Source organism: Gordonibacter pamelaeae (genome assembly GCF_003340385.1).
Classification (GTDB): Bacteria; Actinomycetota; Coriobacteriia; order Coriobacteriales; family Eggerthellaceae; genus Gordonibacter; species Gordonibacter pamelaeae.
The window spans coordinates 446683-465776 of sequence record NZ_PPTS01000002.1 but is presented as its reverse complement, the minus strand read 5'-3'; the positions used below and the strand labels follow the sequence as shown (position 1 = coordinate 465776).

14 protein-coding genes are annotated in these 19094 nt (G+C 70.9%); 13 read left to right on the top strand and 1 reads right to left on the bottom strand.

The window, feature by feature from the left end; translation table 11 throughout:
- Positions 1-137: 137 nt before the first annotated feature.
- Positions 138-545, bottom strand: a complete 408-nt coding sequence (locus C1877_RS04640; RefSeq protein ID WP_015540418.1) for an MGMT family protein — start codon at positions 543-545, stop codon at positions 138-140.
- A gap of 336 nt (positions 546-881) precedes the next feature.
- Here C1877_RS04640 and C1877_RS04635 point away from each other — a divergent pair, with 336 nt between their 5' ends.
- From C1877_RS04635 to rpiB, 13 genes are all read left to right on the top strand, one after another.
- On the top strand, positions 882-2570 hold the full coding sequence (locus C1877_RS04635; RefSeq protein WP_244909792.1) for an efflux RND transporter periplasmic adaptor subunit: 1689 nt from the start codon (positions 882-884) through the stop codon (positions 2568-2570).
- Between the two features lie 2 nt (positions 2571-2572).
- A complete protein-coding gene (locus tag C1877_RS04630) occupies positions 2573-3289 on the top strand; it encodes an ABC transporter ATP-binding protein (RefSeq protein WP_015540417.1) in 717 nt (238 codons plus the stop codon).
- Positions 3286-4473, top strand: coding sequence for an ABC transporter permease (locus C1877_RS04625; RefSeq protein ID WP_015540416.1), 1188 nt, complete (start codon positions 3286-3288; stop codon positions 4471-4473). The genes C1877_RS04630 and C1877_RS04625 overlap by 4 nt, the downstream gene beginning before the upstream one ends.
- A gap of 70 nt (positions 4474-4543) precedes the next feature.
- Complete coding sequence (locus tag C1877_RS04620) at positions 4544-5263, top strand: DUF1847 domain-containing protein (RefSeq protein ID WP_015540415.1); 720 nt, start codon at positions 4544-4546, stop codon at positions 5261-5263.
- Between the two features lie 293 nt (positions 5264-5556).
- Positions 5557-11028: a DUF4430 domain-containing protein gene (locus tag C1877_RS04615; RefSeq protein WP_147274504.1), complete on the top strand. Its 5472-nt coding sequence runs from the start codon at positions 5557-5559 to the stop codon at positions 11026-11028.
- Between the two features lie 2 nt (positions 11029-11030).
- On the top strand, positions 11031-11894 hold the full coding sequence (locus C1877_RS04610) for a DUF4430 domain-containing protein (RefSeq protein WP_181813788.1): 864 nt from the start codon (positions 11031-11033) through the stop codon (positions 11892-11894).
- Positions 11895-11911: 17 nt separating this feature from the next.
- Complete coding sequence (locus C1877_RS04605; RefSeq protein WP_114568498.1) at positions 11912-12793, top strand: energy-coupling factor transporter transmembrane component T family protein; 882 nt, start codon at positions 11912-11914, stop codon at positions 12791-12793.
- Positions 12781-14322, top strand: a complete 1542-nt coding sequence (locus tag C1877_RS04600) for an ABC transporter ATP-binding protein (protein ID WP_114568497.1) — start codon at positions 12781-12783, stop codon at positions 14320-14322. Before C1877_RS04605 ends, C1877_RS04600 begins: the two co-directional genes overlap by 13 nt.
- On the top strand, positions 14319-15026 hold the full coding sequence (locus C1877_RS04595; protein WP_114568496.1) for an ECF transporter S component: 708 nt from the start codon (positions 14319-14321) through the stop codon (positions 15024-15026). Before C1877_RS04600 ends, C1877_RS04595 begins: the two co-directional genes overlap by 4 nt.
- 122 nt (positions 15027-15148) lie before the next feature.
- A complete protein-coding gene (locus tag C1877_RS04590; protein ID WP_114568495.1) occupies positions 15149-15751 on the top strand; it encodes an L-threonylcarbamoyladenylate synthase in 603 nt (200 codons plus the stop codon).
- Positions 15752-16135: 384 nt separating this feature from the next.
- The gene (locus C1877_RS04585; RefSeq protein WP_114568494.1) at positions 16136-17116 is read left to right on the top strand and encodes an alpha/beta fold hydrolase; all 981 of its coding nucleotides are present in this window, start codon (positions 16136-16138) and stop codon (positions 17114-17116) included.
- The gene (gene glpK, locus C1877_RS04580; RefSeq protein WP_114568493.1) at positions 17095-18591 is read left to right on the top strand and encodes a glycerol kinase GlpK; all 1497 of its coding nucleotides are present in this window, start codon (positions 17095-17097) and stop codon (positions 18589-18591) included. The genes C1877_RS04585 and glpK overlap by 22 nt, the downstream gene beginning before the upstream one ends.
- A 47-nt stretch (positions 18592-18638) precedes the next feature.
- Positions 18639-19079 carry a ribose 5-phosphate isomerase B gene (rpiB, locus tag C1877_RS04575; RefSeq protein WP_015540413.1) on the top strand — a complete coding sequence of 147 codons (441 nt, stop codon included), beginning with the start codon at positions 18639-18641 and terminating at the stop codon, positions 19077-19079.
- Positions 19080-19094 lie beyond the last annotated feature (15 nt).

Sequence of the window (19094 nt, the reverse complement as noted above, 5' to 3'; positions counted from 1 at the left end):
GGCGCGCGCCCACGTGCTCATGCTCCTGCGCCGGCTGCATTCTCGCCCGCGCCGCTTGTCGCCCGCCTGTCCGCGTCGCCTGCCTCCGCACTGTCCGCGTGCTTGTCGTCCAAGCCGTCCGCGCGGCGCCAGGCCTGTCAGTCGCCCAGCTCGCGATCCCAGTCGAAGTCGGGCGGGGGCGCCAGCGGCAGGTCGGCTGCGCCGTCCTCCGCGTTGGCATCCAGCCAGCCGTCCCATTGGCAGGCGCCCATGTCCACGTGCTCGTCGTCGGCGAACGCCACGCCCTCCTCCTCCAGCATCTCGCGCTGCACGTCGGGGCCGCCGAACGCGTAGCCGCGGCACAGGCTGCCGTCCTTGAACACGACGCGATGGCAGGGAATGCCGTTCACCTCGGCGCCCGGGTCGGGGTTCGCGCGCAGCGCGTAGCCCACGTAACGGGCCGACCGTGGAGCACCGATCAGGCGCGCCACCTGTCCATACGATGCCACTTTGCCGCGCGGCACCTGCCGCACCACCTGAAACACCCGCTCCGAGAAATCGCCCATCCCGCCGCCCTTCCGCCCGCGATCCGCCGTTTTCCCTGCAAGGGTAGCGCATTGCGTGCGGCTGCGCAAAGGGGCGAGCGCTCCGCGCCGCTCCGTCGCCCGGTCCCTTGCGCACGGTCGCAGAGGCTCTGTGGCCCGCCCGGCACGGACGATGCGGCAGGGGGCACGGGGCCGCCTCGCTCAACGGCAGGTTGAGGATTATGTGGTTTCGACGGCGCGGCGCATACCCGCATAAATCGGCTTTCCTTTTCCGCATGCGCCACCTATTCTGAAACGGAGAGGCTTGCGCTCGACGCCTTGGGGGAACTGGCTGCTTCTTCACTCGGGAGGTTCAAGATGGCACTGCGACGCAATCGGCGGGGGGATGGCGCGGACGAGCGCGCATCCTGGGGCGGCGGGGGAGCGGCGCCGGTGTCCGCGCGTCCCATCGGCGCCCCGGCAGGCGAGGACGCCACCGCGCGCATCGTCCCCGCGGCGCCCGCTGTGTCCGCGATGCCTGCGGCCGCCGCGGCGTCCGCGGCGGCACCCGGCCCTCAGGCGGCCTCCGGCGCCACCGCCGCGCTCGCCGGCACCCCGCATCCCGACGTTGCCGGCCCCGCCGACCCGCTGCGCACCGCGGACCTGGTCGATGCCGAGGCGCTTGCCGACATGCAGGCGTTCAACGATCTGAAGGCGCGCCGCAAGAAGCAGAAGCGTAAGAAGATAATCATCGGCGCCGTATCGGCGGTGGCGGTGCTCGCCGTAGCAGGCGGCGCGTTCGCGTGGTGCACGGCCGACCAGGCGGCCAAGGCGCTGCAGGACAGGGCCCCGCAGACCGCTTTCGTGGAGCAGGGCACGTTCACCGAGACGGTTTCGGCGTCCGGCAACCTGCAGCCCGTCGCGTCGGTGAGCGCCACACCCGAGGCGGACGGCATCGTGGGCGAGGTGCTCGTGTCCGAAGGCGACGCGGTGGCGGAGGGGCAGACGCTGTTCACCCTGGTCAACGACGAGCTGGACAAGGCGGTGAAGCAGGCCGCCCAGGGCATCGAGGAAGCCAGGAACGGCGTGGCCCAGGCGCAGAACGCCGTGAACGACGCCTACCACGCCAAGTCCGCCGGCCAGCAAGCCGCCGCGGAAGCCCAAGCCCAGGCCCAGGCTGCCGCCGCAGCGGCATCCGAGGCGGCGACCGCAGGGGGCTCGGCGGATGCGACGGCGGGGCAGGCCGCCGGCTCCCCGGCCTCCTTCGACGAGGCGAGCGCCGATTCCGCCATCAGGTCGGCCGAGCTCGGCTTGAGCAATGCGAACCTCGCGCTGCGGAACGCGCAGAGCGCCTACGACGAGGCGGTGGCGCGCGCCGCCAAGCGCACGGTGACCGCGTCCATCGCCGGCAGCGTCGTCGCGGTCAACATCGAGCCCGGCAAGGCGCTCGGGGCTGCGGCGGGCGCCGCGACCTCGCCCGTGCAGATAGCCGACCTGTCGCAGATGACCGTGTCCATCAACGTGAACGAGATCGACATCCTCAAGATCACCGCCGACCAGACCGCCGAGGTCACGTTCACCGCGGCTCCCGACCTCACCCTTCCCGCCACCGTGGTAAGCATCGCCACCACGTCGGCGGGCTCGGGCGACGCGTCGGGCGGCGCCCTGTACGGCGGCAGCATGGGCGGCGCCGTCACGTACGCGGTGAAGCTGCTCATCGCCGAGCCCGACCCGCGGCTCAAGCCCGGCATGACCGCCAAGGCCACCATCACCACGACCACCATCGACAACGCGCTCATGGTGCCCATCTCGGCCGTGCAGTCCGACGGCGCGGGCGGCAGCTTCGTGATGGTCGTCACCGACCCGGAGACGCAGGACGTCGCCCAGCGCAAGGTGGAGGTCGTCGCCTCCGACGGGCTCACCAGCGTGGTGAAGGGCGCCCTCAAGCCCGGCGACCAGGTTGTGGCGGGCGGCATGGAGGGCCTGGGAGGCGCGGGCGGCGGGTACGCCGTGGCCGACGGGTCGTCCGGCATGGGGATGGCCGTCTCCGACGTGAGCGCAGGCTAGCCATGGCAGCCGTCGTGGAGGCCGTCGACCTGCACCGCATCTACGAGAGCGCCTCAGGCTACACGCACGCCCTGCGCGGCGTGTCGCTGGCCGTCGAGCAAGGGGAGTTCCTCGCCATCATGGGCCCGTCGGGCTCGGGCAAGTCCACGCTCATGAACCTGCTCGGCTGCCTCGACACGCCCACGCGCGGGCGCTACCTGCTCGAGGGCGTGGACGTGGCCGATTATCGCGACGACGAGCTGGCCGAGATCCGCGCCACGCGCCTCGGCTTCGTGTTCCAGTCGTTCAACCTGCTGCCGCGCGCCACCGTGCTGCGCAACGTGGTGCTGCCGCTCATCTACACGGCCTGCCCGCGCAAGGAGCGCGAGCTGCGGGCGCATGCGGCGCTGCGCAGCGTGTCCATCGACGAGCGGCTGTACGACCATCGCAGCAACGAGCTCTCCGGCGGTCAGATGCAACGCGTCGCCATCGCGCGGGCCCTCGTGAACGACCCGGCCCTCATCCTGGCCGACGAGCCCACGGGCAACCTCGACACCGCCACGGGCGACATGGTGCTCGCCACGTTCAAGCGCCTGCGCGACGCGGGCAAGACCATCGTGCTCATCACGCACGAGCCCGACGTGGCCGCCCATGCCGACCGCGTGGTGCACATCCGCGACGGGCGGCTCTACGAGGGCCCGCATCTCGGCGCAGCGGACGGGGAAGGGGCGCGTCCATGAAGATAGGCGACCTGTTCTACGAGACCTGGCACGCGCTGTCCGCGAACAAGGGCCGCTCGCTGCTCACCATCCTCGGCATCGTCATCGGCATCGCGGCCGTCATCGCCATGACCTCGCTCATCGCGGGCATCCAGAACACGCTCATGGGCGAGATGGGCTTCGAGCAGGCGCGCCAGGTGTCCATCAGCGCCTACTCGCCCGATGGCGTCACGTTCGACGATCTGGACAAGCTGGAGCGCGGCATGCCCGAGTACGAGGCCCTCACCGGCGCGGCGTACGCCTCGGCCGAGATCACGGGAGCGGACGGGCAGCCCGTCTACATGGGCATCACCGGCGTGCGGCCCGACTACTTCGGCGTCATGGGCTCGAAGCTCAAGGAGGGGCGGTTCTTCACGGATGCCGAGAACGAGGGCGCCGCACGCCTCGTGGTCGTCGACGCCAGCTCGCTCATGCAGCTCTTCGGGAGCGCCGACGCGCAGCCGGTGGGCTCGTCCGTGCGCTTGGGCAACGACGACTACACGGTTGTCGGCGTGCTGGAGTCGGCCTCGTTCATGGGCGGCTCGTCGCTCTACGTCCCCAGCACCACCGCCCAGACGCGCCTCGGGGGGACGGGCGGCATCCAGCAGATCGTCGGCATCGCGCGCGAGGGCACCGATATGGACCGGCTGGTGGAGACGACGCAGGCGTACGTGGCGCAGTACTTCAACCTCGACCAGGAGAGCGTCTACGTGCAGTCGCTCGATGCCGTCATCAAGCAGATGGAGACGATGATGATGTCGTTCTCGCTGCTCATGGGGTCGGTGGCGTCCATCTCGCTGTTCGTGGGCGGCATCGGCATCATGAACATGATGCTCACGAACGTCACCGAGCGCATCCGCGAGATAGGCCTGCGCAAGTCGCTCGGCGCGCGCCGCCGCGACATCACGAAGCAGTTCCTGCTCGAGGCCGTCATGCTGTGCGTGGCGGGCGGCGTGTTCGGCATCGTGTTCGGCTTCCTGGCCGCATGGGGCTTGGGGCAGGTTATCGGGGCCGTGCAGCCCGGCATGACCGTCACGCCGGTGCTCGCGCCGGGAGTCGTGTTCGGCGCCGTTGCCGTGTGCGTGGCCATCGGCGTCGTGTTCGGCTCCTACCCGGCCCGCCGCGCCGCCAAGCTCGACCCGGTGGAGTCGTTGAGGTATCAGTAGGAACAGGTCTTGGCCGCACTGCATCGGCATTGCCGAGGGGGCGGGCCAGAGGAAAGGGAGGGGAAGGAACATGGAGGGCAACGACCCGCGCAGCTGCGCCAACTGTGCCGTGCGCGCCTGCGACGACCGCGGGGCCGAGGGGGAGACGCGGGCCTATCCTGCGTTCTGCCTGACCGAGCGCACGCCCGATGCAGCGTTCGAGGAGACGGCCGCACTCTACCGCGACGACCCGGACACGGCGCGCATCTTCCAGGCCGCCGCCGAGGTGGAGGGCCTCTACTACAGCCAGCTCACGCGCGTAGAGGAGGTCATGGTGTTCGCCCGGCGCATCGGCGCGCGCAAGATCGGCATCGCCACGTGCATGGGGCTCATCGACGAGGCGCAGGCGTTCGCCCGTATCCTGCGCGCCAAGGGCTTCGACGACGTGTGCGCCGTGGCCTGCAAGGTGGGCGCCGTGGCGAAGGAGCGCGCCGGCATCGCCGACGATGTGAAGGTGCACCCCGGCTGCTTCGAGCCCACGTGCAACCCCGTCATGCAGGCGCGCATCTTGAACGAAGCCGGCTGCGACCTGAACGTGATCGTGGGCCTGTGCGTGGGCCATGACACGCTGTTCATGCAGCACGCCGAGGCCCCCGTGACCTATCTGGTGGTGAAGGACCGCGTGCTCGCCCACAACCCCGCGGCCGCGCTCTACACGAAGGGCTCCTACTACCGGCGCCTCCTGTCACCCGACCTGCCCGAGCCGCGTCCGCGCGCAGGGGAGGGAGGCATGCCGCCGACCGGGGTGTAACCCGCCAGACCTTATTTGCCTGCGAGTCTCTCAGCGCCGTCCATGCGGCGCCGGTTTGGTGCTAGAATGCGTCAGCAATAGAAATTGGCTAGGATGGAGCGCGCCGGGCGCGGCGCCGGGCGGCCGACAAGGCTGCCTGAGGGGAATGCGGGTGAGAATCCCGCGCTATGCCAGTAACCGTAAACGCCGATGAGCGGAGAGAAGATGGCGCGCGGCAGCGCCGTCCCGTCTCAGACGAGGCAAAGTCGGAACACCTGCCCATCGTACCTCGAGGCCCTGGAAGAGAGGTTCCGATGATCATCGGTTCGAAGCTCGCGCGCGCCGGTTCAGGCGGTGCGGAAATCCCCAAGAAACTACTATCGCTTCTGATGGCAGCGGTGCTGGCGCTGTCGCTGGCGCCGAGCGCCGCCTGGGCGCAGCCGGAGGCGCCCGCCGCGGCGCCGACGGAGAAGGCACTGACCGACGCGCAGACTGCCGACGAGCTTGCGACGTCGCAGACTGCCCAGCCGGTCGAGGAGGCGCCGCAACTCGACGAGCTTGCCCCCGATCCCGAGTCGGCTGACGAGGGGCCGGAAGCCCTTGAGGAGCCGACCGACGGCGAGGACGTTGCCGCGGTCCCGGTCGACGGCGCCTCCGCTCTCGCAGCGGAGACTGCGCTGCGGACGGCTCCGGCATCTGTCGACGGCGTGCGCATCAAGGCGTCCGCGTCGTCCGACCTGCCGTCCAAGATAGGCATTGGGCAGCCGCTCTACGCCTGGGCGTTCGTCGAGGAGGACGACGGCTGGTGGGACACCGAAGAGGTCGAGATCGATGACTACGACGGTGCGAAGTTCCAGTGGTACCGCGGCGCGACGAAAGTGTCCTATGCGCACGGCGCATCGAGCTACCGCGACTACGCGCCTGTTGACGGCGCGGTTTCTCAGACCTACCAGGCGGGAGAGGACGACCAAGGCTCCTACCTTGCGGTGAAGGTGATGCTGCCGGGCGGGGGCGAGTTCTGGTCGAAAGCCTCGACGCCCCAGGTGACGGACGGCAAGGTGGAGCTGGCGTCGGTAGAGGTCGAGGGCAAGGCGAAAACGGGCCAGACGCTTGTCGCCACGGCCTATGGCGAGCCGCAGTACAGCTGGCAAGACCCCGAGCCGGTCACGGCCGGGGTGACGTACCAGTGGCTGCGCGGCGCGGCTCTGGACGGCGAATTCGTTCCCCTAGAAGGTGCCGCAGGTTCGACGTACCAGATAGCACCCGAAGACGCCGGCTGCTATCTCAAGGTTGCCGCCGTCTCCTCGAACACGGTGGAGGCTGTGACCGGCCCCGTTGTGGCCGCGGGTTCGCCGGAGAACGAGGCGCGCCTCGCCGCCGCCGTCGAGGCGCTGGAGAGAGACGGCTTCAGCGGCTGGTGTCCCAACCCCGTGTACGGCGTCGACGCCAACCTCAACGACATGATGGCGGCCGAGCTCGAGAAGCTCGGGTTCTCCGATGTGACCTCCACGGTCTCGTCGGCCGTGTTCGAAAGCCCCGACCCCAAGCAGGCAGGCGGCGTCGACACGTCGAGCGGCCCCTCCAACGGCGACATAGCCTACTTCTACGTCTCGCCCGAAGAGAAGGGCAGCTTGGACTACAGCGTCATCCGCAAGCTGAACCTGACGTTCTCCCTTGCCTGCGGCGACGCGTCCGACACGTACGTGCCCGGCAAGCCCACGATGCTCGCGTGGGACGAGGGCCGGGTCGAGGGCATGCTCAAGGGGAAGGCCTCCTCCCTCGCCATAGGCTTCGCGACAGGAGAGGGGCTCGACGCCGTCACGCAGGACCTGACGCTGCCGAACAAGCTCGAGGGCAAGCCGTGGTCGGAGGTGACGTGGGCGTCGTCCAACCCCGAGGCCGTCAAAATCACCGGATACGCATGGGAGGATCGCACCGGCTCGATCACGCGCAGCGCGGCCGACCGCACGGTGACCCTCACCGCGACCGTCGGCATCGTGACATCCGGCGGTCCGGAGACGACCGTCGAGAAGACGTTCGAAGTCACGGTGAAGGGCGACCCGGACAAGGTGGCGGCGGAGAAGGCGGCGCTCGAGCAGAAGGTGGGGGAGAACTTCACCTACGAGAGCATCAAGCTGGCCGAGACGGGGGAGCCTGTCGGCGCGAGCGCGCTGACAGGCGACGTGAGCCTGCCGAAGCCGGCTGCGATCGGCGTGGACGGCAAGTACTACGAGGTGAAGTACACGGCCTCGACCGACGCGGTGGTGCCGAACGGGTGGGCCGGCAAGGTGTACCGCCCGCTGCCCGGTGAGGACGCTGCCGAGGTCGACATCACGCTCACGGTGACCGACAAGGCGAACGCCGAGATCAGCGCCTCCAAGACGCTCTCGCTCACGGTCGCCCCCTTGGAGCAGGCCGACCTCGACCGCGAGGCCGCGCTCATGGAGCAGGCCGTGGCCGGCTACGCCGCCGCGCTTGCGAACGGCCAGGATGCCGGCGCGGTCGCGGGCGACCTGCACGCGTTCCAGAAGGCGTATCTCGATGCAGACGGCAACCTGGCCTGGGCTTACGACCATGAGGCGGCCGACGCCGCGGGCAACGGCATCGTGCCGGTGGACCTCGAGGGCTACGATCCCATGGGCTCGGCCGGCTGGCGCCTGTTCAAGTCGAGCAACCCCTCTGTCGTGTCCCATGAGAACCTGCTGGTGACCCAGCCCGCATACAACGCGAAAGTCACCGTCGAGTCGCGCCTGGCCAGCGAGAAGTACGCGCGCTACGCCGAGCGCTATCCGGACGACGCCGCCTTCCAGAAGCTGGCCGGACGAGACGTGGCCGCCACGTTCACGGTCAAGGGAACGAGCGGGCAGGAGGACCCCTTCGTCACGGCCACGTGCTCGGTGATCGGCGCGGACTTGGACGGCGCGGCGCAGACCTGGGCGGCGGCCGAGCCGTACACGCTCGACGCAGGTGCCACGGTAGCCGATCTGGCCGAGGCGCTGTTCGCGGAAACCGGAATGACGGCCGACTTCGGCATCGGCGCGTGGGGGTGGTCGCTCAACTCCATCACCTCGCCGTTCGACGCAGGGCTGACCCTTGAGTGGGGCACGTTCCCGGACAAGGGATGGATGTTCTACGTGAACGGCCAGGACCTCGGCGAGGGAGCGGACAAGTGCGTGCTCCAGCCGGGCGATCGTGTCATCTGGCGCTACGGCGCATGGGACGACCCGGCCCCCACCGACAAGCTGTCGGTGACGTGCGAGGTCATCGGCGCGGACGCCGACGGGGCCGCCCAGACGTGGGCCTCCGCGGCGACGTTCGCCCTGGACGAGGGCGCCACGGCCGCCGACCTCTCCGAGGCATTGTTCGAGCAGGCGGGCCTCGCCCATACCATCGACCGAACCCGCGGCTGGTACCTAAGCGATATCACCTCGCCTTACGATCCCGATCGCACGCTCGGCTGGGACGAGACATCGGGCGCGTACTGGCAGCTCTTCGTGAACGGCGTCTGGTCGAAGGATGGCGCAGCGGCCTGCACGCTGAAGGCGGGCGATGTTGTCACCTGGTGCTACGGTGCGGACAAGACGCTGCCCGGCCAGGTGGCCGCCTCCTGCGAGATCGTCGGCCTCGACGCGAACGGCAACGCGCAGCGGTGGGCTTCCCCCGGAACCTATACGATGGTGGAAGGCGCCACGGCGGCCGACCTCACGGAGCAGGTGTTCGCGGCCACAGGGCTGAAGGCTACGATAGACAGGTCCTATGGCTGGTACCTAAGCGACATAACCTCTCCTTTCGATGATCTGACCCTCGCGTGGAACCAGGCTACGGGCAACTACTGGCGCCTCTTCGTCAACGGGGCCCCCTCGAACGACTTCGCCAACGAATGCGAGCTGCAACCCGGCGATGCCGTTGTCTGGTATTACACGAACGATGGGAGCACGAGCCTCCCCGACCTGGACGACGTCGTCACCGACCCCGATGCCCCGCGCCCGAGCTACGACGCTGACTGGCCCGGCTTCGGCGGGGACGGTGCGGTGGAGGCGCCCACGCCCACGCAATCGGCGGAGCAGGCGTGGTCCTACGATTTCCGCGAGGGCGCGGACGGCGATGTGGGCGTGTCCGAGCCGCTTATCGTGAACGGAGACGTGTACCTCGTGGTGAACGGGGAGCTGCGGGTGATCGACGCGTCCACCGGGACGGTCAAGAAGAACCGCGACGGGAGGGAGCTGCGAGCGAACGTCGGGGGAAGGAGCGCTTACTGCAACCGGCCGGTCTACACGGAGGGCGTGGTCATCGTGCCGTCCGACGACGGGAGCCTCGCCGCCTTCACGGCCGACGAGCTGGTGTGCGTGTGGAAGACGAAGCCGCTCGAGGCGGACGGAGCGCAGGGCTACCAGTCCCTCTCGTCGCTGACGGTGAGCGGGTCGTACGTCTTCGCCGCCTTCACGACGGTCGGCGCCGGCAGCGTGGGTACGGGCGGCGTGCGCCTGTGCGTGGACGTGCGCGACGGATCGGTGAGGTGGCTTGAGCGGGACGAGCCGGCCGAGCAGGGCGGCGCTGCCGGTTACTACTGGGCCGGCGCCGCCGTGTCGGGCGCCGACCTCGTGGTGGGCAACGATGCGGGTCTCGTGCAGCTGGTGGACGGCGGGACGGGCCGGGTGAAGGTGACGGTCGACGTGGGGGCCCCGATCCGCGCGGGCGTCGTCGCCCTTCCCGGGTCGAGTCGGACTGGTGCGGCCGATCGGTTCGTCGTGGTGTCGAGCGACGGCGTGCTGCACCTCGTCGCCCGCGAGGGCGACCAGCTGGCGGAGACGGGCTCGGCGAGGTTCGCCGCCAAGTCGACCTCCACGCCGGCCGTGTCGGGCGGCAAGGCGTTCGTGTGCGGTGCCGACGACCAGTGGTACGGCACGCTCTCGGTCATCGACTTGGCGTCGCTTGCCGTGGAGCGCACGGTGCGCGGCGGGAAAGGCGAGGCGCAGTCGTCGCCGCTCGTGTCGGTGCAGGGCGACGGCACGTACGCGTACTTCACCTGCAACGGGCTGCCCGGCGGGGTGTACGGCTACCGGTTGGGCGACGAGGCGGCCTATGCGCTGTTCACGCCCGCGGCCGATGGGCAGGACTTCTGTTTCGCCTCCGTCGTGGCCGATGGCGCAGGCAACCTGTACTACACGAACGACGCGGGCCGCCTGTTCGCCCTGAAGGGGCTGGAGGGCGTGCAGGTGACGTTCGACGTGCAGGGCGGCTCGTTCGTGCCGTCGGCCTTCGTGGCGCTGGGCAAGCCGGTGCTCCAGCCGGCGGACCCGGTGCGCAGCGGGTACACGTTCGCGGGATGGTTCTCCGACAAGGCGTGCACGACGGCATGGGACTTCGCGACGCCGGTCGATTCGGCCCTCACGCTGTACGCCAAGTGGGAGGGGGCATCCGGCCAGCAGGGAGGGTCGGCGGAGGGCGAGGCCCCGTCGGGCACGGCGCCCGGCTCCCGCACGCCGCTCGGCGGTGCGCCGGCGGCCGCGCATGCCCCGCTCGTGCAGGAGGCTGCCGCCAAGGCGCAGGACGAGAAGGCCGCGGCCGCGAAGCAGGCCTCGACGCGTGCGGGCGGCGCGTCGGCGGCGACGGCGGTGTCCGCGGATAGCGGCGCCGCGAGCGCCGAGACGACCGGCGGCGCGAACCCATGGGCCGTCGGCGGCATCGCCGTGGGCGTCGCGGGCTTGGCGGGTGCCGTCGCATACGCGTTGCTGGGTCGTCGGCGGCCGGACGCCCCGGCGCCGCGCGGGAAGGGAAGGAGCTAGCCATGGCCGAAGGCAACAAGCCGGACGAGCGCATCGCCCCGCGCGCCCCGCGCGCGGCGGGCGAGGCCGCCGCGCCCTTTGAGGGGCGGGACGAAAGTTCTTGCACTTGCGGGGGCGAGACGGAGGGAGCGCCTGCGCCCTGCGAGGAAGCGGCCGCGCCCGCCCGCCCAGACGGTGCGGAAGGACATGCTGTCGAGGCCCCGCGGGCGAAGCGCGCCCCGCTGAGCGCTGCTCAGAAAGCGGGCGTCGGCGTGGCGGCTGCGCTCTCCGTGGCCCTCATCGCCGTGTCGGCGTACTTTGTCGCCGCCCCGGCTGCCGAGGGGTCCCGGGCTGGCGACCTGCTCGCCACGACCCAGGAGGCGGAGCCCTCTGCCCCGGCCGACGAGCCCGTCGCGGACGACCCGCAGCCGGCAGAGGAACCGGGCGGGGCGGACGCCGCCGCGACCGGGGACGCCGCAGGGGAGGGCTCGTCGGGTCCTGCGGCCGAAGCGGTGCCGTTCGAGTCCGGTGCCGCTTCGGCCGGCACCGTGTCTCCCCCTTCGGCTGCCCCCGCGCAGCCGGCCACCGTCACCGTGAGTGTGAGCGTGGATTCGTCGGCCGCCGACGGGCGCGTGTCGGGCGGCGCCAATCCCACGTTCGAGCAGGGCGCCACCGTCTACGACGCGCTCATGGCGTGCGGCCTTTCCGTGAACGCGTCGAGCACGCCGCTCGGCATCTACGTGAGCGCCATCGGCGGCCTGGCGGAGAAGGAGTATCCTGGCGAGAGCGGATGGAAGTTCTCCGTCAACGGCGAGGTCATCATGAGGGCCTGCGATAGCGTCGTCCTCCAAGACGGCGACGTCGTGCGCTGGTTCTACGTCCGATAGGGAAGGGAGGCGCGGCGATGCTCGGCAGCGGGGGCTCGAAGCCCACGGCGTTCGACCGGTACCATCCGGCGGTGGCGTTCGGCTACTTCGCCTGCATGCTCGCGTTCAGCATGGCGGCGATGCAGCCGGTCTACCTCGCCCTCTCGCTCGCTGCCGCGCTTGCGTACAGCGTCGTCCTGCGGGGCATGCGCGCCACGCTGCGCACGGTGCTGTGGCAGATGCCGCTCATCTTGGTGATGGCGGTGGCGAACCCGCTGTTCTCGGCCATGGGCTCCACGGAGCTCTTCCGCATCGGCCTGCGGGCGTTCTACCTTGAGAGTCTCGTGTTCGGCGCCTGCATGGGCGCCATGCTGTCGTGCGTGCTGCTGTGGTTCTCGAACGCCTCGCGCGCGCTCTCCTCGGACAAGGTCATGGCGCTGTTCGGCAACGCGGCCCCCACCATCGGCCTCATGCTGTCCATGGCGATGCGCCTCGTGCCCCAGTTCATGCGACGGGGCGCCGCGGTGGGCGACGTGCAGCGCGCGTGCACCTCGGCGGGCGCCGCGGGGCCGCGCGAGGGTGCGCGCTCGCGGTTGCGCCTGACGTCGGTGCTGATGGGATGGGATATGGAAGACTCGCTCGATACCGCCGACGCCATGCGCGCCCGCGGGTGGGGCGCCTGCGCGCGGCGCACGACCTACCAGCGCTGCCGTTTCCGCGCCCGCGACGGCGCGGCGCTCGGTGTGCTGGCGGCGCTCGTCGCGCTGAACGCCGTGCTCGCGTACGCTGCCTGCACGCAGTTCCATTTCTACCCTGTGCTGAGCGTGCTCGCGGTGTGGTGGGGCTACGTCCCCTTCGCCGTGCTGGCGTTCGCGCCGTTGGCGCTCGAGGCGAGGGAGCGTGCGCGATGGACGCGGTGAGGGCGCAGGGCTTCGCGTTCACGTACCCCGATGCGCCGGCGCCCACGTTCGGTCCGCTCGACTGGCGGGTGGCGGAAGGATCGTTCACGCTGCTTCTGGGCGCCACCGGCTGCGGCAAGACCACGCTTCTGCGCTGCCTCAAGCCGGCGCTCGCCCCGGCGGGCGCCCAGGAGGGCGCGCTCGAGGTTTTGGGCCGCGCCCCCGCAGCGTTCGGTGCCGCCGAGGGGGCCGCGCAGGTGGGCTACGTCGCGCAGAACCCGGAGAACCAGCTGGTGTGCGACACCGTATGGCACGAGCTGGCGTTCGGGTTGGAGAACGTGGGCCTCGGCCAGGACGCCATGCGGCGGCGCGTGGCCGAGGTCGCGCACTTCTTCGGCATAGAGCCGTGGTTCCGCGCGTCCGTGGCCGACCTGTCGGGAGGCCAGCAGCAGATGGTGAACCTGGCGGCCGTGCTGGCCCTGCAGCCGCGGCTGCTCGTGCTCGACGAGCCCACCGCGCAGCTGGACCCGGTGGCCGAGAAGAACTTCCTGCACGCGCTCTTCCGCGTGAACCGCGAGCTGGGCATCACCGTCGTCATGGCCACCCACGCTCCGGAGGCCACCGCCCCCTACGCTACCGACCTCGTGGAGCTGGCGAACGGCCAGGTGCGCCCGGTTGCCGTTCCCCCGATCCTCGCACCCGTCCCTGCTTCCGCACCTGCGGCGCCTCGCCTGACCCGCGAGGTGTCCTCCGCCCGCCCGATCCACGAGGCGCTTCCCGCCGCAACCCGCGAGGCGCCCCCCGTCCTCTCTTTCCGCGATGCGCACTTTCGCTACGCGCGCGAGGACGGCTGGGTGCTGCGCGGCTTGGACCTGGACGTGCGCGCGGGCGACGTCCATGCCGTCGTGGGGGGCAACGGCTGCGGGAAGTCCACGCTCCTGCGCCTGGCGGCCGGCGTCCTCAAGCCCGAGCGCGGCCGCGTGGCCAACCGCCTGGCCGCCCGCCAGGCGCTGCTGCCCCAGAACCCGAAGGCGCTCTTCGTGTGCGACACCGTGGCCGACGAGCTGCGCGAGTGGCAGCGCGGTTGCGGCTACGGAGACGATGCGGTGGATGCGGCGCTCGAGCGCTTCTCGCTCGCGGCGCATGCCGCGCGGCATCCCTACGACCTGTCGGGCGGGCAGCAGCAGCTGCTCGCCTTCGCGAAGATCCTGCTCACCGACCCCGACCTGCTGCTGCTCGACGAGCCCACCAAGGGCCTCGACACGCCCACGAAGTGCGCGCTGGCCGGCGCGGTGCGCGCCTGCGCCCGCCGCGGGGCCACCGTCGTGCTCGTGACGCACGACCTGGCGTTCGCCGCCCGCGTGGCCGACCGCGCCACCATGCTGTTCGACGGCGAGGCCGCCTGCACGGAGCCCGCCGGCGAGTTCTTCGCGGGCAACCTGTTCTACCGCCCGGTGCCCGATGCGTTCTTCCGCACCTGGCGCGACGGGGCGGAAGTCGGTTCGCCCGGCTCCTCCGCGCCCGCTTCCGACGGCGGGACGGCCCGATGAGCGCCGCCCGCGTGCTGCGCGCGCTGGAGGCGCCCGCGCTTGTGGCGGTGCCGCTCGTGCTGGCCGCGTGCGCCTTCCTGAACCTCGACCAGAGCGCGCTGCTCACCGTGGTCACGGCGTTTTTGGCGGTGGGGGTGTTCTTCGCCTCCTTCGAGACCTCGCGTCCCTCCTTGCGGCAGGTCATGCCCACGGTGGTGCTTGCCGCCCTCGCGGCGGCCGGCCGCATGCTGTTCGCGCCCATCCCCGACTTCAAGCCGGTGTCGGCCATCTGCATCCTGGCGGGCGCGGTGTTCGGTCGGCGCAGCGGCTTCATGGTGGGCGCGCTCGCAGCGCTCGTGTCGAACTTCTTCTTCGGGCAGGGGCCGTGGACGCCCTGGCAGATGTACGCCTGGGGACTCGTGGGCTATCTGGCCGGCGTGCTGGCCGACCGCGGCTGGCTCGACCGCACGCCGGTGCTGCTCGCGTTCGGCTTCTCGTCGGCGCTCCTGTACGGCCTGCTGCTGAACGGCTGGAACGCCATCGGCTTCATCCACCCGCTCACCGTGCCCGCCGTGCTCGTGTCGTTCGGCGCCGCCCTGCCGTTCGACCTTCTGCACGGCGTCGCCACGGTGGTGTTCCTGGCCGCCCTGTACCTGCCGTGGAAGAGGAAGCTCGAGCGCATCAAGAGGAAGTACGCGCTCATGCCGGATGGCGGCGCGCGATGAAGCCCCATCAGCCGGCCGGCTGCACGGCGCCCGGCGACGTGCGTCGCGGCGCGCCTGGGGCGGCGTGCTACAATGGCGGCTCCCCGCACGGTGCGGGGAGGGCGGCAGGAGGCGAGAATCCCATGCGAACCAGCACGATCGACCAGGCGGTCTGCGCGCTCAAGCGCGGCGAGGCGGTCATCTTCCCCACGGAGACGGTGTACGGCCTGGGCGTGTCCGTCGAGGCCGCGGCAGGCCCCGACGTGCTCTACGACCTGAAGGAGCGCGACCGAGGCAAGCCCATTTCCTGGCTGGTGGGAGACGCGGACGACCTCGACCGCTACGGCGCGCGCGTGCCCGAGCTCGCGCGCAGGCTGGCGGGCGCGTACTGGCCCGGCCCCCTCACCCTCGTCGTGCGAGCCGCCGACGAGGTGCCCGAGGCGTTCCGCTCGAACGCGGGCACCATCGGCCTGCGCATGCCCGACAACGCCACGGCCCTCGCGCTCGTCCGCGCCGCCGGCTGCCCGTTGGCCACCACGTCGGCGAACCTCTCGGGCCGTGCGGCTGCCGGTGCCCTCGACGCCCTCGACCCAAAGCTCGCCGCGCGCGTCGGCACGATCGTGCCCGACGGGGCCGACGACGACAAGAGCGGCGTGGCCTCCACCGTGCTCGACTGCACGCAGGACCCCCCTGCCATCGTGCGCGAGGGCGCCGTGACCCTCGCCGACATCCGCGCCCTCGCCTAAGGGCGCCGCTCCCTATTCGGCACAGCAATCACCGATTTTCGACGTTATTGCGCGGGAAAATGTCGCTTTCCCTGTCTCGCGGTGCGAACGATTCCCATTTCGCCTGGTCGCGTCGCTTCGAGGAAGCGCAGATCCTGCCGAGGTGGATGCAGGGCGTAGAAAATCGGTGATTACTGTGCCGAGGTCTCGACCAGCCAGACAGGGGGCCGCCCGCCCGGCCCGCCGGCATCCATCCGCCCGGCACACCGGCATCCGCCTGCCCAGTTTGCCGAAGGGCGCCCGCCCGACCCGCCGGCATCCAGCCATCGTGCCCATCCGTCCGTCCGCCGCTCGCGGCTTCTCGGGTATAATGGAACCTCCACACGATTCCCGGGGAGGGCGCACATGGCTGCTACGGTTTCCACTGCTCCGATCGGCTTCCGGTCCCACGACGGCACGTCCCAGATCAGGGGCCTGATCTGGGCACCCGAGCGTCCGGCAGGCACGCGCGCGCCCGCGCCGCGCGGCGTCGTGCAGATCGTGCACGGCATGTCCGAGCACCTGGGACGCTACGACGGGTTCGCGCGCTACCTGGTGGGCCGCGGCTTCACGGTGTGCGCGAGCGACCACGTGGGCCACGGGAAGAGCGTGCCCGGCCCCGAGAAGCTGGGGTGCCTGCCCGCGCAAGGCGGCAAGGACGTGCTCATCGAGGACGTCCACGAGCTGCGCCGAACGGTGGCCGCCCGCTACTCGCGCCAGGCGCCCTATATCCTGTTCGGTCACTCCATGGGAAGCTTCGTCGTGCGCGCCTACCTGGCCCGCCACGCCGAGGGCCTGGCCGCGGCCGTCATCTGCGGCACCGGCACCCAGCCGCTTGCGCTGTCGAAGGCAGGCAGCTTCCTCGCGCGCCGCATCGCGGCGTCGAAGGGGGAGGACTACCGGAGCGCCTTCCTCGACGGCCTGGGCGCCGGCGCCTTCGCCAAGCAGATCGAGAACGCCCGCACGCCGTTCGACTGGCTCTCCACCGATCCGGAGGTCGTGGACGCCTACATCGCCGACGAGATGTGCGGCGCCATGTTCTCCGCGGGCGGCTACGCCACGCTCACCGACCTCACGGGCGAGGTGGTGACGCGCGCTTGCGCCGCCAAGGTGCCGCACGACCTGCCCGTGCTGTTCGTGGCCGGCGCCGAGGACCCGGTGGGCGGCTGCGGCAAGGGCGTGCACGCGGCCGCGGAGCTCCTGCGCGGCGCGGGGGTGCGGCGCGTGGACGAGGTCCTCTACCCGGGCATGCGCCACGAGATACTCAACGAGCCCGGCCGCGCCCAGGTCTATGCCGACATCGCACAGTGGATGGAGGAGCACGCATGCGAAAAGCCTACGTCATAGCGCTCGACCAGGGCACCACCTCGTCGCGCGCCATGCTCGTCGATGCCGACGGGCGCGTCGTCGATGCGGTGCAGAACCCGTTCCCGCAGCGCTACCCGCAGCCGGGCTGGGTGGAGCACGACCCGCTGGATATCCTGTCGTCCCAGCTGGGCGCGCTTGCCGAGCTCACGGTGTCGCACGGGCTGGGGCCCGCCGACATCGATGCCATCGGCATCACGAACCAGCGCGAGACCACCGTCGTGTGGAACCGCGAGACGGGCCGGCCCGTGGGCAACGCCATCGTGTGGCAGTGCCGCCGCACGGCCCCCATCGTGGAGGAGCTCTGCGGCGACCCGGCCGTCGCCCGTCGCATCGCGGACACCACCGGCCTCGTGCCCGACGCCTACTTCTCGGCCAGCAAGGTGAAATGGCTGCTGGACAACATTCCCGGCGCCCGCGCTGACGCCGAGGCGGGGAAGCTCGCGTTCGGCACCGTGGACAGCTGGCTCGTGTGGTCGCTCACGGACGGGCAGGTGCATGCCACCGACGTCACGAACGCCAGCCGCACCATGCTCTACGACATCCACGAGATGCGCTGGGACCCGTGGCTGCTCGACCTGTTCGGCATACCCGCCTCGATGCTTCCCGACGTGTGCCCCTCGTCGGCCGATTACGGCGTGACGGCGAACCCCGGCGTGGTGCGCGGCGTGCCCATCCGCGGAGTGGCGGGCGACCAGCAGGCCGCGCTCTTCGGCCAGTGCTGCTTCGAGGCGGGGCAGGCGAAGAACACGTACGGCACCGGCTGCTTCCTGCTCATGCACACGGGGCGCGAGGCGTGCCGCTCCACCCACCGGCTGGTCACGACGCTGGCCGCCTCGGCGCCGGGCGCGCCCGGGCCCGAGTACGCGCTCGAGGGCAGCGTGTTCATGGCCGGCGCCCTCTTGCAATGGCTGCGCGACGAGCTGGGCCTCATCGACGACGTGGCCGAGACGTGCGCCATCGCGCGCAGCGTGCCCGACACGGGCGGTGTGTACGTGGTGCCCGCCTTCACCGGGCTCGGCGCGCCGTACTGGGACGCCGAGGCGCGCGGCGCCATCTACGGCCTCACGCGCGGCGCGGGCCGCGCCCACATCGTGCGCGCCGCGCTGGAGTCGCTGGCCTACCAGGTGCACGACCTGGCCGTGGCCATGGAGGCCGACGCGGGGATGCCGCTCAAGGTGCTCAAGGTGGACGGCGGCGCGTCGGCGAACGATTTTCTCATGCAGTTCCAAAGCGACCTCTTGCGCACGCCGCTGCACCGTCCCCAGAATACGGAGACGACGGCGCTCGGCGCAGCCTACCTGGCCGGCTTGGGAACTGGTTTCTGGAAGGACACCGCCCGCCTGTGCGACCTGCGCTCCTCGGACACGGTCTACGCGCCGGGCATGGAGGACGCCCGCCATGCCCGCCTGCTGGAGGGCTGGGCGCGCGCCGTGCGGCGCACGATGGCGCCCTGATCGGGCGGAGCGAGCCGAAGAACCCACCACTACGAAAGGAACCGCCCATGAACATCAGCATCGCCAGCGACCACGCGGGCTTCGAGCAGAAGCAGGCGCTCGTGGACTACCTGGCCGCGCAGGGTCACGACGTGATCGACCGCGGCCCGGACACCGACGACCGCGTGGACTACCCGGACTACGCCGAGCTCGTAGCCCGCGACGTGGCGGGCGGGGCGGCCGAGCGCGGCGTGCTCGTGTGCGGCACGGGCATCGGCATGGCCGTGGCCGCGAACAAGGTGGACGGCATCCGCGCCGTGAACGTGGTCACCCCGCAGTTCGCCGAGCTGTCGCGCGAGCACAACGACGCGAACGTCGTCACGCTCTCCGGCCGCTTCGTGGACGAGGAGACGAACCGTGCCATCCTCGACGCGTTCCTCGCCACTCCCTTCGGGGAGGGCCGCCACGCCGGCCGTGTGGAGAAGATCATGGCCCTCGAAGCCAAGTGAGGCCGAACCGACGGC